16 protein-coding genes are annotated in these 14,277 nt (G+C 60.6%); 13 read left to right on the top strand and 3 right to left on the bottom strand.

Features of this window, described 5'->3' with window-relative positions:
* The first annotated feature begins 125 nt into the window (after window positions 1-125).
* The 4 genes from RE428_RS23445 (at window position 126) to RE428_RS23460 (ending at window position 4,066) form a co-directional block, all read left to right on the top strand.
* Complete coding sequence (locus RE428_RS23445) at window positions 126-635, top strand: Fur family transcriptional regulator (protein WP_004579727.1); 510 nt, start codon at window positions 126-128, stop codon at window positions 633-635.
* Window positions 628-1,404, top strand: coding sequence for a zinc ABC transporter ATP-binding protein ZnuC (gene znuC, locus RE428_RS23450; protein WP_004579726.1), 777 nt, complete (start codon window positions 628-630; stop codon window positions 1,402-1,404). Before RE428_RS23445 ends, znuC begins: the two co-directional genes overlap by 8 nt.
* Window positions 1,391-2,206, top strand: coding sequence for a zinc ABC transporter permease subunit ZnuB (gene znuB, locus RE428_RS23455; RefSeq protein ID WP_004579725.1), 816 nt, complete (start codon window positions 1,391-1,393; stop codon window positions 2,204-2,206). The genes znuC and znuB overlap by 14 nt, the downstream gene beginning before the upstream one ends.
* Before the next feature lie 366 nt (window positions 2,207-2,572).
* The gene (locus RE428_RS23460) at window positions 2,573-4,066 is read left to right on the top strand and encodes a CHASE domain-containing protein (protein WP_004579723.1); all 1,494 of its coding nucleotides are present in this window, start codon (window positions 2,573-2,575) and stop codon (window positions 4,064-4,066) included.
* Here the strand turns inward: RE428_RS23460 and RE428_RS23465 are convergent, their stop codons facing one another.
* Window positions 4,067-4,318, bottom strand: coding sequence for a CDGSH iron-sulfur domain-containing protein (locus RE428_RS23465; RefSeq protein WP_004579722.1), 252 nt, complete (start codon window positions 4,316-4,318; stop codon window positions 4,067-4,069).
* A gap of 147 nt (window positions 4,319-4,465) precedes the next feature.
* On the opposite strand from RE428_RS23465, the gene RE428_RS23470 reads away from it, so the two are divergent.
* The 4 genes from RE428_RS23470 to arsJ are packed head-to-tail and all read left to right on the top strand — an operon-like array spanning window position 4,466 to window position 8,506.
* Window positions 4,466-5,233 carry a metalloregulator ArsR/SmtB family transcription factor gene (locus RE428_RS23470; RefSeq protein ID WP_004579721.1) on the top strand — a complete coding sequence of 256 codons (768 nt, stop codon included), beginning with the start codon at window positions 4,466-4,468 and terminating at the stop codon, window positions 5,231-5,233.
* Window positions 5,233-6,261 (top strand): ACR3 family arsenite efflux transporter, encoded by a 1,029-nt coding sequence (gene arsB, locus RE428_RS23475; protein WP_004579720.1) that lies wholly within the window; start codon window positions 5,233-5,235, stop codon window positions 6,259-6,261. The genes RE428_RS23470 and arsB overlap by 1 nt, the downstream gene beginning before the upstream one ends.
* Window positions 6,262-6,287: 26 nt before the next feature.
* Window positions 6,288-7,292, top strand: coding sequence for an ArsJ-associated glyceraldehyde-3-phosphate dehydrogenase (locus RE428_RS23480; RefSeq protein ID WP_004579719.1), 1,005 nt, complete (start codon window positions 6,288-6,290; stop codon window positions 7,290-7,292).
* Window positions 7,292-8,506 (top strand): organoarsenical effux MFS transporter ArsJ, encoded by a 1,215-nt coding sequence (arsJ, locus tag RE428_RS23485; protein WP_004579718.1) that lies wholly within the window; start codon window positions 7,292-7,294, stop codon window positions 8,504-8,506. The genes RE428_RS23480 and arsJ overlap by 1 nt, the downstream gene beginning before the upstream one ends.
* A 24-nt stretch (window positions 8,507-8,530) precedes the next feature.
* Here the strand turns inward: arsJ and RE428_RS23490 are convergent, their stop codons facing one another.
* Window positions 8,531-9,610 (bottom strand): patatin-like phospholipase family protein, encoded by a 1,080-nt coding sequence (locus RE428_RS23490; RefSeq protein WP_004579717.1) that lies wholly within the window; start codon window positions 9,608-9,610, stop codon window positions 8,531-8,533.
* Between the two features lie 124 nt (window positions 9,611-9,734).
* On the opposite strand from RE428_RS23490, the gene RE428_RS23495 reads away from it, so the two are divergent.
* Together RE428_RS23495 and RE428_RS23500 are read left to right on the top strand one after the other, a co-directional pair.
* On the top strand, window positions 9,735-10,373 hold the full coding sequence (locus RE428_RS23495; protein ID WP_169334053.1) for a TetR/AcrR family transcriptional regulator: 639 nt from the start codon (window positions 9,735-9,737) through the stop codon (window positions 10,371-10,373).
* A gap of 117 nt (window positions 10,374-10,490) precedes the next feature.
* Window positions 10,491-11,573, top strand: a complete 1,083-nt coding sequence (locus tag RE428_RS23500) for a GGDEF domain-containing protein (RefSeq protein WP_004579715.1) — start codon at window positions 10,491-10,493, stop codon at window positions 11,571-11,573.
* A gap of 13 nt (window positions 11,574-11,586) precedes the next feature.
* On the opposite strand, the gene RE428_RS23505 is transcribed toward RE428_RS23500, so the two are convergent.
* Window positions 11,587-12,498, bottom strand: coding sequence for an alpha/beta fold hydrolase (locus RE428_RS23505; RefSeq protein ID WP_004579714.1), 912 nt, complete (start codon window positions 12,496-12,498; stop codon window positions 11,587-11,589).
* A 370-nt stretch (window positions 12,499-12,868) separates the two neighbouring features.
* Here RE428_RS23505 and RE428_RS23510 point away from each other — a divergent pair, with 370 nt between their 5' ends.
* The 3 genes from RE428_RS23510 to folX all read left to right on the top strand — a co-directional run bounded on the left by RE428_RS23510 (window position 12,869) and on the right by folX (window position 14,276).
* Window positions 12,869-13,063, top strand: a complete 195-nt coding sequence (locus RE428_RS23510; RefSeq protein ID WP_004579713.1) for a hypothetical protein — start codon at window positions 12,869-12,871, stop codon at window positions 13,061-13,063.
* 231 nt (window positions 13,064-13,294) lie between these two features.
* Window positions 13,295-13,861 (top strand): GTP cyclohydrolase I FolE, encoded by a 567-nt coding sequence (gene folE / locus RE428_RS23515; protein WP_004579712.1) that lies wholly within the window; start codon window positions 13,295-13,297, stop codon window positions 13,859-13,861.
* 31 nt (window positions 13,862-13,892) lie between these two features.
* Window positions 13,893-14,276, top strand: a complete 384-nt coding sequence (gene folX, locus RE428_RS23520; RefSeq protein WP_004579711.1) for a dihydroneopterin triphosphate 2'-epimerase — start codon at window positions 13,893-13,895, stop codon at window positions 14,274-14,276.
* Window position 14,277 lies beyond the last annotated feature (1 nt).

Consider the following 14,277-nt stretch of genomic DNA (forward strand, 5'->3'; position numbering starts at 1 on the left):
CTGTCTGAAATCGCGAGGTCGGCAGATGTCGCCGCCTCGCCCCAACCGTTCGCCTGAAACATCGGCTATCCCGCGGACGCCCGCGATGTTATAATGTTTCATTATTTCGTCAGCCGGGGTAGACCATGACCCAGACGCCGCTTCCCTATCGTCCTCACAATCACGACGCCTGCGTCGACCAGGCCCTGGCCGATGCCCATCGTATTTGCGCTGCCGCCAAGGCTCGACTCACACCGACCCGTGAGCGGGTGCTGGAATTGATCTGGCAATCCCACCGACCACTGGGCGCCTACGACCTTCTGGGTGTCTTGACCCAGGAAGGCCATAATTCCGCACCGCCTACTGTGTATCGAGCGCTGGATTTCCTGCAACAGCACGGCCTGGTGCACCGCATCGCCTCGCTCAACGCGTTTGTCGGCTGTGCCCATGCCGGCCACAGCCACACCGGTTTTTTCCTGATCTGCCGGCAGTGCCGCAACGTGCTGGAGCTATCCGCACCGGACATCGCCGAATCGGTGGAACGGGCGTCCCGTGACGAAGGCTTTGCCGTTGAGGACACCACCCTGGAAATCGCCGGCCTGTGTCCGGCCTGCCAGCAGGAGTCCCAACACAAGCCGGAGGCCACCGGTGGCTGAAACCCTGCTGACCCTCAACGACGTCGGCGTCATTCTGGGCGGCCAGACCATCGTTGAGCGCGTGCGCTTTTCGGTTAGCCGGGGGGACATCGTTACCGTGATCGGCCCCAATGGCGCGGGCAAGACGACGCTGATCAAGGCCATTCTCGGCCTGCAACCGATCAGCACCGGGCGGATCGACAAAACGCCGGGCCTGACCATCGGCTATGTTCCCCAGCATATCCAGTTCCAGCCCACGCTGCCGCTGACGGTAAAACGCTTCCTCAGCCTGACCCGGGCCTCCGTTGCGGACTGTCGGAAGGCACTCGAACAAACCAACGTCGGCCATTTGTATGACGCCTCCATACACCACCTTTCCGGCGGCGAAATGCAGCGGCTGCTGATCGCGAGGGCCCTCGTGCGCCGGCCGGACCTGCTGGTGCTTGACGAGCCCGCCCAGGGGGTGGATGTTAACGGACAGGCGGCACTCTACGACCTGATACGGGCCCTGCGCGAGCGCCTCAACTGCGGGGTCATCATGATTTCCCATGACCTTCACCTGGTGATGGCGGCCACTGACAAGGTGCTTTGCCTCAACCAGCACGTCTGCTGTAGCGGCTATCCGGAACAGGTCTCCCATGACCCCGCCTTCGTCGAATTGTTCGGCCGCCATGTGGCCGACAGCGTGGCCGTCTATCACCATCACCACAACCATCAGCACGACCTGCACGGAGACGTGGTGAATCACGAGCAGAGCCGGGAGAATTGCGAACACCATGCCTCTCATTGATGCCATCCTCGGCGACTTCTTCTGGCGGGCGCTGATAGGGGGACTGGGTGTCGCCCTGGTGGCCGGACCGCTGGGCTGTTTCGTAGTCTGGCGGCGGATGGCCTACTTCGGCGATACCCTGGCCCATTCCGCGTTGCTCGGCGTGGCGCTGGGTACACTCTTCCAGATCCAGCTCAGTCTCAGCATTGCGGTGGTCTGCGTCGGGCTTGCATTGATGCTGGTGATGCTCTCGCGTAACCGAGCCCTGGCTACCGATACGCTATTGGGCATCCTCGCCCACAGTGCGCTCGCCATTGGCCTGGTAACCCTCAGTTTCATGCCGGACGTGCGAGTGGACCTGACCGGCTACCTGTTCGGCGATCTGCTGGCTATGAGCCGTATGGACATTGCCTGGATCTACGGTGGCGCTGCGATCATCCTTGGTCTGCTGTTCTGGCTCTGGCGCGGCCTGCTGATGAGCACTATCCACGAGGAGCTGGCCAAGGTGGAAGGACTGCCGGTGGAGTGGCTGCGTCTGGCACTGATGCTCATGTTTTCGCTGGTGATCGCGGTTGCCATGAAGATCGTTGGCGTGCTGTTGATCACCGCACTGCTGATTATTCCTGCGGCCACCGCCCGGCGCCTCGCTGCAAGCCCGGAACACATGGTCGTGCTGGCGGTTATCACCGGGATGATCGCCGTCAGCGGCGGGCTGTCCATGTCCTGGTTCCTCAACAGTCCCGCGGGGCCATCCATCGTGGTTTCTGCCTTCCTCATGTTCCTGCTGGTCTACGGACTGGTTCGCCATCCACGTAGCGGTTGAGGGCCTTCGGAGTCATTCAGACTCATGCGGAGGGTTACCGCAAAATTCCGGAAGCCCACCTGGCTCGCCACCAGCAATACCCAACCATGGCGCGCATGCGGTGCCAGGAAGGAGAGGACTTGCATTGGGAACTTCCCGTTCACTTCCGCCTCAATGAACGGGACGTTCGCAATGAAGGTCATTTTCATTAAGGGCGCTGGTAGGAAAGTGGCGTAAGAGGGTCCTTTGACGACACTGGACGCTTCCGGCAGCGCACACCTAAAGTGAATACACCTGACGTAACGTCATATTGTGAGTGAACACTATCTGCGGCAACTCTGGTTAAGCTGGGAGATGCCGCGCGTATTTCGGCGATGGAGACCGCCCATGACCCAGCCTCAGGGACGAAGCCTGCACATCTGGCTGCCAGGGCTTGTACTGATTATCGGCTTGCTGTGCACCGCGCTCATCAACCATCAGGTAGGCAAAGGGCTGACCGCCCAACGTGCGGCGCTGCTGGAAAGCTACCACCAACACTTCACCGATACCGTCCAGCAGGCCATCCAGGCACGCGTCCAGGCCCTGGACCTGATCGCAGGCAGCCTCAGCGCCAGCCGGGCGCCGCAGCAGGCGTTCCAAGCCCAGGCCGAGAGTCTCCTGCGCCGCCTGCCGGATGTGATCAATCTCGATCGCATTGAACGAGTCACCCATGATCAACGGCCATCGATGGAGCAGCAACTATCCCGTAGCGGGGGGCAGCCCATCAGCTTTGGGGAATGGCAGAGCAGCGGCGATACCCGCCCCGCAGGGACCCAACAGGATTACCAAGTAGTCACCCAGGTTGCGGGGCGCGGTGACGACAAGATCAGCCTTGGCCTGGTTGCGCCGTCTGTCCCCCATTGGCGCCAACCCATGGACACAGCCCTGCAACACGCCAAGGTATCCGCCACCGCACAGACCCAGATCCAGCGCAACGGCAGCAGCCAGAGTGCAGTACGGCTATTCCGTCTCGTCGAAGACGGCTCATCTGACGGCGAGCGGGCCCTGATCAGCCTTGCCTTCTCGCCCGATGAGCTACTGCGAGAAGCTCTACCCAATCGTATCGATCCGGGCCTGCAGGTTACGGTATTCGACTTGGACCAGCACCTGAAAACGCCCCTGTTCGCCACCGATCCACTGCAACAACCCCTGCGCCCTCAGGCACTGCGATCCGCCATCAGTCTGGCCGACCGTGAGTGGATCCTGACCACTATCCCTGATGCCGGTTTTGCCGACGAGCCCAGGGAGCGTACACAGCAGGTGATCTGGTTGGTCGGTTTGCTCAGCACTCTCGGTACTGCACTTTTGACTCTCTGGCTGTGCCGGCGGACAAAAGCAGCTCGCGAAGGTCAGTGGCGGCTGGAGCAGGCCCTGCAGGCGGAAGAACAGGTCCTGGAAAATGCACGGATCGAGAAGACGGCTCTCAAGCAGGCCCTCCAGGACAGTGAACAGCGTAGTCGCGACCTGGTCGCGATCGCCGGTGGCTGTATTGCCGAACTCGACGAGCAGGGCCGCATCGGTTTCATTTCCGCCCAGACCGTGGACCTGCTGGGGGTGCCTCCCGCCGAGTTGGAAAACCGGTTGCTTGCAGATCTGGTCGTGGCCGAGGATCAACCGCGCTTCGAACAAAGTCTCACGGCGGCGCGTCAGGAGCGCCAGGTAACCCGGCTCGATCTGCAGATGGTCGACGGTGCCGACCGGACGGTCCCGGTAACCGCCCGGATCAAACCCGTAATCGATACCCTGACTGGCTGCGCCGGCTTCCGGCTGTCCCTCCATGCGCGACCGGCAATGCCGGAAGAGACGGCGGCACCATTCGAAAAGAGCACGCCGCCGGACTGATCAGTCGCCGAGGTGCTTGTGACTGCCGTCACAAAGTGGTGGCGTGTGGGTCTGCTTGCAGCCGCAAAACCAAACCCATTCGTTGCGCTCGGCGGTGTACTTGAGGGGCGCCAGCGACGAGCCCTTGTGGGACCCATCGCAGAATGGCTGTCCCTGACTCAAGCCGCAGCGACACCAGAAGTAGTCCTTTCCCTTTTTGACCATGATGGCACAAGGTGTCGTCCTGGCGATCCTGGGCATGGCTTCTGTCATGCTTCACCTCACTTATCAGGCTGGCTATGCGGCTATACGGAGCCACTGAGACAGACAGTATAGAGAGGCTGTCACTGAATATTCATTGAAGGCCTTATTATATTTCAATAACATCATATTCACTTTTACGAATATGCGAGAAAATGGATGAAGAAGAGGCGGATTCTCTTTGTCTGCAGCGCTAATAGCGCCCGCTCCCTGATGGCCGAAGCCTTACTGCGGGATATCGCGCCGGACACCTTCGAGGCCTACAGCGCCGGTATCCAGCCAACGCAGCCTCACCCTTTGGCATTGCAGTGTCTGGAAGAAGCAGGCGTAGACGCCGAGGGACTGCACAGCAAATCCATGGACTCGGTCAAAGACCAGCACTGGGACTACGTCATCACCCTTTGCGACAAATCCGCTCATGAGTGTCTGCCAATCCCTTCTGTGGGGCAGACCATCGCCTGGGACTTCCCGGATCCGGTTCCAGTCAACCGCCACTCAACGTTCGCCTTGGTGATGAAGGACCTGAGCGAACGCATCAAACTGTTCGTGATGGTGCACGACAAGACCGTGCGCGGTTCCAGACACTATCCCCCCGCCGACGTATTCAAGGCGCTGGGCGACGAGAACCGGCTCGGTATCGTGCTGCTGATAGCGGTCCATCAGGAGCTGTGCGTTTGCGAACTGACCACGGCCCTGGAAGCCTCCCAGCCGACCATCAGCCGTCAGCTTTCCCAACTCCGCGAACTACGGCTGCTGTCGGACGAACGGCGAGGCCAATGGGTCTACTACAGCCTCCACCCCGCGTTACCGGAGTGGATCGTCGCCGTCATCCGCGAGGCCGGCGCGGCCAACCCGAGTCTGGTGAAACCGCTGGAAGAGAGGCTGACGACCATGCCCAACCGCCCACCCCAAACGGATTGCGCATGATGGGAGCATTCGAACGCTATCTCAGTGTGTGGGTCGGCCTGGCGATCGTTGCGGGACTGGTCGCAGGCCACTACTGGCCGGGACTATTCGAAGGTATTGCCCGCCTGGCCTGGGCCCACGTAAATCTGGTGGTTGCGGTGTTCATCTGGGCCATGATCTACCCGATGATGGTGCAGGTGGATTTCACCGCCATTCGCAACATCGGCCGTAAACCCCAGGGGCTTATCCTGACGCTGGTCATCAACTGGCTGGTCAAGCCCTTTACCATGGCAGCCCTGGGGTGGCTGTTCTTCCGCGTGTTCTTCGCCGACCTGGTGGATCCGGCGACAGCGACCGAGTATATCGCCGGCATGATCCTGCTGGGCGTTGCCCCCTGCACCGCGATGGTTTTCATCTGGAGTCATCTGACCCGGGGTGACGCGGGCTATACGTTGGTCCAGGTGTCAATCAACGACCTGATCATGATCTTTGCCTTCGCGCCTATCGCCGCCTTCCTGCTCGGCCTCTCGGATATCACCGTTCCCTGGCAGACACTGCTATTGTCTGTGACGCTCTATGTGGTACTACCGCTTATTGCCGGCGTTCTGACCCGACGGCACCTCTTGAAGTCCGGGCAACAGAAACTGGAACGCTGGTTGGCCCACAGCAAACCGACCACCATTCTCGGCCTCTTGGCGACGGTCGCGTTGCTGTTTGGCTTACAGGCTGATCGTATCCTCGACAACCCGTCGGCCATTGGCCTGATCGCCGTGCCGCTACTGATCCAGAGCTACGGCATTTTCTTCGTCGCTTACTTCGCGGCTCGCTGGTTGAAACTGCCCCATAATGTTGCCGCGCCAGCCGGGCTGATTGGCACATCGAATTTCTTTGAACTGGCCGTCGCTGTTGCCATCAGCCTGTTCGGGCTTTCGTCCGGCGCAGCGCTGGCCACCGTCGTCGGAGTCCTGGTGGAAGTACCGGTCATGCTCTCGCTCGTGAGCTTCGCTAACCGGACCAGACATTGGTTCCCCTACCCTCAAACCGCCTGAGCGGCTTGCCACCCGGGAGATACGTCATGAATAGACTCAACATCGGCATCAACGGCTTCGGCCGCATTGGTCGGCTCGCCCTTCGCGCGGCCTTCGAATCATCGGACATGCAGTTCGTCGCAATAAACGATCCGGGCGCCGATGCGGCCACGCTCGCCCACCTGCTGAATTTCGACAGTGTTCACGGAACCTGGCAGCACGAAGCTGTGGCCGACGGCGACGCTATTGCGATCGGCGACCAGCGGATTCGCGTTACCCAGAATAAAACCATTGATGAAACCGACTGGTCCGGCTGCGACCTAGTCATCGAGGCCAGCGGCAAAATGCGCAAGGTCGAACTACTCAAGGCCTACCTGGATCAGGGGGTCAAGCGGGTGGTAGTCACAGCGCCGGTGAAGGAAGCGGGCGCCCGTAATATCGTGATGGGCGTGAACGACGACCAGTTCGATCCGACCACCGACCTCATCGTGACGGCTGCATCCTGTACGACCAACTGCCTGGCACCCGTGGTGAAGGTGATCCACGAAAAGCTGGGTATCAAGCATGGCTCCCTCACCACCATCCACAGCCTGACCAATAGCCAGATCATCCTCGATGCGCCCCACAAGGATCTGCGTCGGGCGCGGGCCTGTGGCAGCTCGCTGATTCCTACCAGTACCGGCTCGGCAACCGCCATTATCGAAATCTTTCCGGAGCTCAAGGGTCGGCTGGATGGCCTAGCCGTGCGGGTCCCGCTCACCAACGCCTCGCTGACCGACTGTGTGTTCGAGGTGGAGCAGGCGACCGATCGCGATACGGTCAACACCCTGTTGCGGGAGGCCGCCGAGGGCGAGCTCAAGGACATCCTGGGCTACGAGGAACGCCCGTTGGTGTCCATCGATTACCGCACCGATCCACGCTCGGCCATTGTCGATGCCCTATCCACTCGGGTGATCAGCGGCACCCAGGTGAAGATCTACGCCTGGTACGACAACGAGTGGGGCTACGCCAACCGTACCGTGGAACTGGCACGCATGGTCGGCTTCGCCTGATGTCGGCGGCGATACGCCAATACCTCGTCATCACCGGCAACTACTGGGCGTTCACGCTGACCGACGGCGCCCTGCGGATGCTGGTGGTACTGCATTTCCACGAGTTGGGCTACTCGCCGCTGGAAATCGCCCTTCTGTTCATCTTCTACGAGTTCTTCGGGGTGCTGACCAACCTCGTCGGTGGCTACCTGGGCGCGCGCATGGGGCTCAACCGCACCATGAACGTCGGTCTTTTCCTGCAGATTGTAGCGCTGGGCATGCTGGCCGTACCGGCTGCCATGCTGACGGTACCCTGGGTGATGGCCGCCCAGGCGCTGTCCGGTATCGCCAAGGACCTGAACAAGATGTCGGCCAAGAGCGGTATCAAGCTGTTGGTGCCCGATGCCCAACAAGACAAGCTCTATAAATGGGTGGCGCTGCTCACGGGTTCGAAGAACACGCTCAAAGGCGTTGGCTTCTTCCTGGGCGGCGCGCTCCTCATGTTCGCCGGATTCAAGGGCGCTGTGATGTCGATGGCAGTAGCGCTGGGCCTGGTCTGGCTGGCAAGTCTGGTCTTGCTCAAGCAGGAACTGGGTCGCAGCAAGGCCAAGCCCAAGTTCACCGATATCCTGTCCAAGAGTCGGGCGATCAACGTACTCTCCGCAGCACGACTGTTCCTGTTTGGCGCTCGCGACGTCTGGTTCGTCGTGGCGTTGCCGGTATACCTTCACACCGTGTTTGGCTGGGACTTCTGGCGGGTGGGCGGTTTCCTGGCCTTGTGGGTTATTGGCTACGGTTTCATACAGACCTTCGCGCCCCGAATCACCGGACGCGATCCGTCGGTGCCGCCCGGGCGCGCCGCAGCAGCAGGCTGGGTGGCGTTGCTGGCCGTGGTGCCGGCACTGATCGCTATTGGCCTTGAGCTGGATGTTGCTCCGCAGCCGGTACTGATCATCGGCCTGGTGATCTTTGGCGTACTCTTCGCTGTCAACTCTTCCCTACACAGCTTCCTGATCGTCAGCTTTGCCCGGGGCGACGGGGTGTCGCTGGATGTGGGCTTCTACTATATGTCCAACGCGGCTGGACGCCTGCTGGGCACGGTATTGTCCGGCTGGGTTTTCCAGGCTTATGGGCTAACGGCCTGCCTTTGGGTGTCGACGGCATTCGTGGTACTCGCGGCGATCCTGACCCGGGCATTGCCGGAGCAACGATCAGTCGCCGTACCCGCCGGGTGACTGTTGTTTGAAACGGTCTAGGGCTTACAACGGCTGGACGATGTCCGCAATCCGGCCGTTTTCCACCAGTTCGAGGAATGTGTCGCCCAGGCGATCGCTTTCCGCCACTGCCTGACGCCAGGCCGCTTCCCGGCCCTCGTCATTGCCGATATAGCGCTCGAAATCCTTTCGATCCGGCAGTTTCCGGTCCGGCAACTTCGCCAGGTATTCCCGCGACGGCGCGATCAGTACCACATCCTGCATGCGGGTGGCATCGCCACGGCGCCAAGGCAGGGTTTTGTCGAACCAGCCGGGAATCACGCGGTCGGTAAAGTGGGGATAGAGCACCACGCCTGGCTGCTCGTAAGGCAAGTCCAGGTGGTAGTCGAGCAGGCCTCCATCACGGTAGAGACCTTCCGGTGCGCCGGCGATACTCTTCACACCCGACATGACCATGGGAATAGACGCAGAGGCAAGCAGTGCCGCCATCAGGTTGTCGCGACTGAGCGGCACCTGGTGACTGCGGAAGTCAATCAGGTCGCCCAGGGGCGTCTTGTCCCGCGGGTCGTGCAGGATGCCCCGCTCCAGGAATCGCCCCAAGTGGCGGCGGCTCACCATATTGGCGCTGATCGCCGTCATCAGGCCCAATGCCAGCCGGCCCCGGGTATCGTGCTGCAACAGGCCGAGGCTGCGCACCACCATGATGCTGAGGCGGTAGTGGGGATGGCTCAGGATCGCTTCCTCGCGGCCGCCGAGCAGCTCCTCCAGGAACACCACGCTGCGTCGGGTGACTTCTGCCATGCTGACGCCCTTGGGAAAACGCTGACTCGTGTAGAGTTCTGCAAGGCGCGTCAACTGTTCGCGCGGGTCACCGGATGCAATGGCAGCAAAGCGCCAGCTGCCGATGGAGGCGCCAATCAACGAACGCACCTGGGGGCTAGCGGGGAGCCAGTCACCAAAGATCGCCTTATCGAGGCCGCTGATACCCAATGCTTTCGGCCCACCTGCCGCACCGGGAATGACGTGCACATCTTCAGCGTTAAGGCCTTCCGAACGGATACGGTCATAGGCGCGGCGTCCAGCCCGGATGGTGAGCACCGAAGCCTGCGGCGAGGATGAAGACATGGCGTGTTCCTATACGGCGGCGAGCGTAGAGCGGGAGTCTAACCAAGATCGCCCCGGCCGGCCAGGGACTGATCTGGTGCAGCCGCTGGGTTATACTGCCCCGATATTTTTCCGAGCACCGATCATGGCCCGCGCGACCCACGGCGAAGCGACCCGACAGAATATTATCCTCACGGCGCTGGAACTCTACGCCGAACACGGCCTGGACGGCGTCTCCCTACGCACCATCAGCGCCGAATCCGGCACCCGTAATTCCGCTGCCGCCCACTACCATTTCGGCAGCCGGTTGGGTGTGCTGGAAGCCGTGGTCACCTTTATCACCGACTTTACCCGGCCCCAGTTCGAAAGCGGTTTCCAGTCGTTGGAAGCGGATCCGGCGCCCTCGTTACGAGATGTGGTCAAGGCGATGACGACCCCCTACCTGTCCCTGACCCTGTCGCCGGATTGGGGCCCCGCTGCCCTGCGCTTCATGGCCCACCTCCACGCAGACAACACGCCGGACGTCGTGCAACTGATGAATGCCCACTTCCGTCCGGATGTCGAACGTATCGAGACCCAACTGCACCGCGTGTTACCGCACATCCCGAGAGACGTGTTGCGCGTCCGTTTGGCCTTCACCTTCGTCAGCCTGATACACGGAGCGGCGGAGATCGACATGCTCTCGAACACGCCGTTCGGCGATATCCGCCCCGACGACCGCACCCTGTTCACCTATTTCGTCGACTTCGTGGAAGGCGGCCTGGCGTTCTCACCTCCCGCTTGAACATCAACAAGACCCTCGCCCAAAGCCCGCTTTCATAAAACGGGACCTCTGCTAGACTTTTTGCCAACCGGTCGGGCAAGGCAGCGCGACCATGTTTTACACCTGCAGGAGCGCGGAGTGACCAAGCGGCTTTCCCTGACGTCGACTTCAACCAACCCTACCGAAACGGCACTCGGATACCGGCGACAAATTGTCTACTACATCCATTTCTGGTCGCTCGCGGCAGTAGCGCCTCTGGTCCTCGTGCAATGGCACCAGGGCAACTCGCTACTCAGCGCGTTGTTGGGCCTGTTCTGTGTCAACCTTATCGCTGTGGTCCTGGTGCTTCGTTTCCGTGATCGCTACCTTTTCAAGGGGCGCCTCTTCGCACTGTTCGCGATCGCCAGCACCCTCTACTCAACCCATATCAACGGCCATATCGGCCTGTTCTGGGGGTATCCGGCGATTGCCGGCATGTTTTTCCTACTGGTATTGCGGGAAGCTTTGGTACTCAACGCCCTGTTTATCATGACCCTATCCGTCGTCGCCTACCTTCGCTTCCCCGAACCCGAGTTCTGGCGGATCAGCTTCTCGCTGGGCATGACGGGTGTCGTCGTCGCGGTTTTCGCCTGGCTGGTCGGCCGGATGCAGGGCGAGTTAACGTCACTGGCGACGAGCGATCCGCTGACCGGGTGTCTCAACCGCTCACAGATGGCCGATATCCTGAATACCCAGATCCAGATGCGTGAACGCTATGAGCGGGTCGCCAGCCTTGTCCTGGTGGATCTGGATCACTTCAAGACGATCAACGACCGCTGGGGCCATGCGGCGGGTGATAGGGTGCTGCGCGAGGCGGCCAAGCGTCTGCAACAACGCCTGAGGGATGTGGATCACTTGTTCCGCATCGGGGGCGAAGAGTTTATGGTCGTCCTGCCGGAAACCCGACAAAAATCGGCCGAGGAACTGGCCCGCCAACTGCTGACCGCGCTTAGCCTTGCGCCGTTCCACAACGAAATCCACGTCACCGCCAGCGCAGGCATTACCGAACTGATCAAAGGGGAAACCTGGTCGACCTGGCTCAACCGGGCAGACCAGGCGCTCTACACCGCCAAGGAAGACGGCCGCAACCGGGTCGTCAGCCTGCGTGGTTCGGATCACTCATCCCTGGCAGGAGACGAGTTACGGCCGGGTGCAGCCGGTACGCCGCCGGTGGCGACCTAATTAGGGACTCCCCTCAAACCCGTTCCCAGAAGGACCTGAGCGCAGAGGTCACCTTCATGGGTGCCTCGAAATGCGGATAGTGTCCAACGCCTTCGAGAGCGACCACATCCGGTTGCCGGATGACCTGACGATAGCGGTCAGCCATGGCAATACCGGAAACCGGATCGGCGGTACCGGAAATCAGTCGCATGGGCTGCGGGGCATCCACCAGTGCACTCACCCAGCGATTGCGGTGGCAACGCCGTTCGTCCATGTAGTGAATCAGTTGGTGCAGAATGCCACGGCCGTTGTTGTACACCAGCAACTGCCAGAAATCGTCCAGCTCCTCCGCTGTCGGCTTGCTGTTTGGCCCGAAGATCTTGGAGAAGTTGTAGTCAAAGACCCGGCGCGTCAGACCGCGGCTGACCAACCCACCCAGCGGGCCGACCAGCAGCTTCTGGATCAGTATGGGCTGGTGCACCTCGGGGAAAAGCGCGCCGTTGAGGAAACAGACGCTTGCGATCTCGAACGGTAGGGCTCCTTCCTGCTCCCGTGCCAGGAGTTCCTGCGCCACGCTACAGCCATAATCATGGGCCAGAAGGTGAATACGTTCGGCGCCCAACGCCTCCAGCCAGCCCTGCTGCAGGTCCGCCTGGTCGATAATGCTGTAGCTGTAGTCCACCGGCTTGTCCGAAAAACCGAACCCCAGCATATCCGCCACCAGCACCCGGTGATCCTGGATCAGCAGGCGCCAGAGACGATTCCAGTCCCAGGAAGCCGTGGGGAACCCGTGCAATAGGAGTAGCGCTTCGCCCTTGCCTTCCATGCGACTGAAGATGGCGTGTTCGCCATAGGAGAACCATTTGCCGCCCTGCTGCCAACGATCTACCGGAATTCCCGATACGCCGTCTTTCATGGGAACATCGAGTGAGACCACGCGTTCCATAGCCTGTGTCCGTCGTCGTGCCTGTCTGATGACTTTTGTTTGGGGAACCTCTGACAACGGCCTGTTTGGCGACCGCGCCGGAAAACTGTAAAGGAAAGTTTACACCCTCAGAACCGCAGCAACTGTGATCCCTGCGCAACAGCAGGCGCGTCAGCGATCACACTCACGACAAGGGCTGGCCCCCGCGGTTCCCAGCGCGCCGAGCATGGCCGGTTAATTTTTGTACGTCCTCAAACCCGATGGTACAGATACTGCATTGGTACCCGTGTAGTCAGGGTTTGATCCTTTTTTGTCACCTGGACAGCAGTGTCACCATGACAACCTAGTTACAGGGACCGCTTTCTACGCGTCAAGCGTGCGAGGTTACATCATGCGCATTATCGAACCGTCTCAGCAGGACACCCAGGAAAATAGCCGCCTGGATCGACTGTATCGACTGAAACAGCAGCAACTGCAACGCGCCTCCGACAAGCGCAAGGACAGCCTCCTTTGCCGGGTGCTGGCCGCCGAGGCCGATGCCATCAGTAGCGCCATTCACCAGGCGATGCCGGAAAAACGTCGCTGACCACGCCCCACTGCTGAAGCCGGCAGGCCAACGGGGTTTGCCGGTCGCCTTCCCGCCACTGACCAGATTTGGGCTTTGGGTCGAAAATAGCTTAGTCTTTTTTAATAGCCGACGCCTATGTGTGGCCCGCTGTGTATTCATCCGCCGCAGCGGCGGCGACGTACCTGTATCGATGGACGAACCCGGCCACCCGATTCAGGCAGTCTGACAGCAGCTCAAGAGAACCGGTGAATGACGGACAAGACGGACACCATCGCGCAAAGTTTCAAGACCATCATGCAGGCCTTGGGTGAAGACACCCGCCGAGAAGGTCTGCTCGACACTCCCCGACGGGCCGCAAAGGCCATGCAGTTCCTGACCCAGGGCTATGCCCAGGATCTGGAAAGCGTCGTCAATAATGCCACCTTCGAATCGGATATGGACGAGATGGTGGTGGTGCAGGATATCGAACTCTACAGTCTCTGCGAGCATCACCTGCTGCCCTTCATCGGCAAGTGCCATATCGCCTACATCCCCCAGGGCCGGGTATTGGGGCTGTCCAAGCTGGCACGCATCGTGGACATGTACGCGCGGCGCTTCCAAATCCAGGAAAACCTGACCCGCCAGATTGCCGAAGCGGTGGAAAACGTCACCGGCGCCGAAGGCGTGGGCGTGGTCATTGAGGCCCAGCACATGTGTATGATGATGCGCGGTGTCGAAAAACAGAACTCCCTCATGAAGACCTCGGTGATGCTCGGCAGCTTCCGCAAATCCCAGGCCACCCGCAACGAGTTCCTGACCCTTATCAGCCGTCGCTGACCACTACCGCATTGATTCCCGAGGATTAACCATGACCCCATCGACAGTCGATCACCAGGCTACCGTCCGTATCAAGGATCTACTGCTGCGCGCCTACATCGGCATCAAGGAAGAAGAGATCAACAACCAGCAGGATGTACTGATCAACGTCAAGCTGCGCTACGATGCCACCGCCGCGGTCAACAACAACGAGATCGAATCTGCCCTCAACTATCGCACGATCACCAAACAGATCATTCACCATGTGGATGGCAATCGCTTCGCCTTGCTCGAACGGCTCACCCACGAAGTGTTGATGATCGTCATGGATCACGCTGCCGTGCAGTGGGCCCAGGTAGAAATCGACAAGCCTCACGCGCTACGCTATGCCGAATCCGTCTCGGTGACCCTTCAAGCCCACCGGGAAGCCGCCTGAA

Origin of the sequence: Marinobacter nanhaiticus D15-8W, from assembly GCF_036511935.1 — a bacterium.
Classification (GTDB): Bacteria; Pseudomonadota; Gammaproteobacteria; order Pseudomonadales; family Oleiphilaceae; genus Marinobacter_A; species Marinobacter_A nanhaiticus.

What these genes read in the sequence shown, in the direction of transcription:
- RE428_RS23505 (WP_004579714.1), bottom strand. Translation starts at nt 12,498, where the DNA reads ATGGAACGCGTGGTCTCACTCGATGTTCCCATGAAAGACGGCGTATCG.
- folE (WP_004579712.1), top strand. Translation starts at nt 13,295, where the DNA reads ATGACGGACAAGACGGACACCATCGCGCAAAGTTTCAAGACCATCATG.
- folX (WP_004579711.1), top strand. Translation starts at nt 13,893, where the DNA reads ATGACCCCATCGACAGTCGATCACCAGGCTACCGTCCGTATCAAGGAT.
- arsJ (WP_004579718.1), top strand. Translation starts at nt 7,292, where the DNA reads ATGTCGGCGGCGATACGCCAATACCTCGTCATCACCGGCAACTACTGG.
- RE428_RS23465 (WP_004579722.1), bottom strand. Translation starts at nt 4,318, where the DNA reads ATGACAGAAGCCATGCCCAGGATCGCCAGGACGACACCTTGTGCCATC.
- RE428_RS23510 (WP_004579713.1), top strand. Translation starts at nt 12,869, where the DNA reads ATGCGCATTATCGAACCGTCTCAGCAGGACACCCAGGAAAATAGCCGC.
- RE428_RS23460 (WP_004579723.1), top strand. Translation starts at nt 2,573, where the DNA reads ATGACCCAGCCTCAGGGACGAAGCCTGCACATCTGGCTGCCAGGGCTT.
- RE428_RS23495 (WP_169334053.1), top strand. Translation starts at nt 9,735, where the DNA reads ATGGCCCGCGCGACCCACGGCGAAGCGACCCGACAGAATATTATCCTC.
- RE428_RS23480 (WP_004579719.1), top strand. Translation starts at nt 6,288, where the DNA reads ATGAATAGACTCAACATCGGCATCAACGGCTTCGGCCGCATTGGTCGG.
- RE428_RS23490 (WP_004579717.1), bottom strand. Translation starts at nt 9,610, where the DNA reads ATGTCTTCATCCTCGCCGCAGGCTTCGGTGCTCACCATCCGGGCTGGA.
- arsB (WP_004579720.1), top strand. Translation starts at nt 5,233, where the DNA reads ATGGGAGCATTCGAACGCTATCTCAGTGTGTGGGTCGGCCTGGCGATC.
- znuB (WP_004579725.1), top strand. Translation starts at nt 1,391, where the DNA reads ATGCCTCTCATTGATGCCATCCTCGGCGACTTCTTCTGGCGGGCGCTG.
- RE428_RS23470 (WP_004579721.1), top strand. Translation starts at nt 4,466, where the DNA reads ATGAAGAAGAGGCGGATTCTCTTTGTCTGCAGCGCTAATAGCGCCCGC.
- RE428_RS23445 (WP_004579727.1), top strand. Translation starts at nt 126, where the DNA reads ATGACCCAGACGCCGCTTCCCTATCGTCCTCACAATCACGACGCCTGC.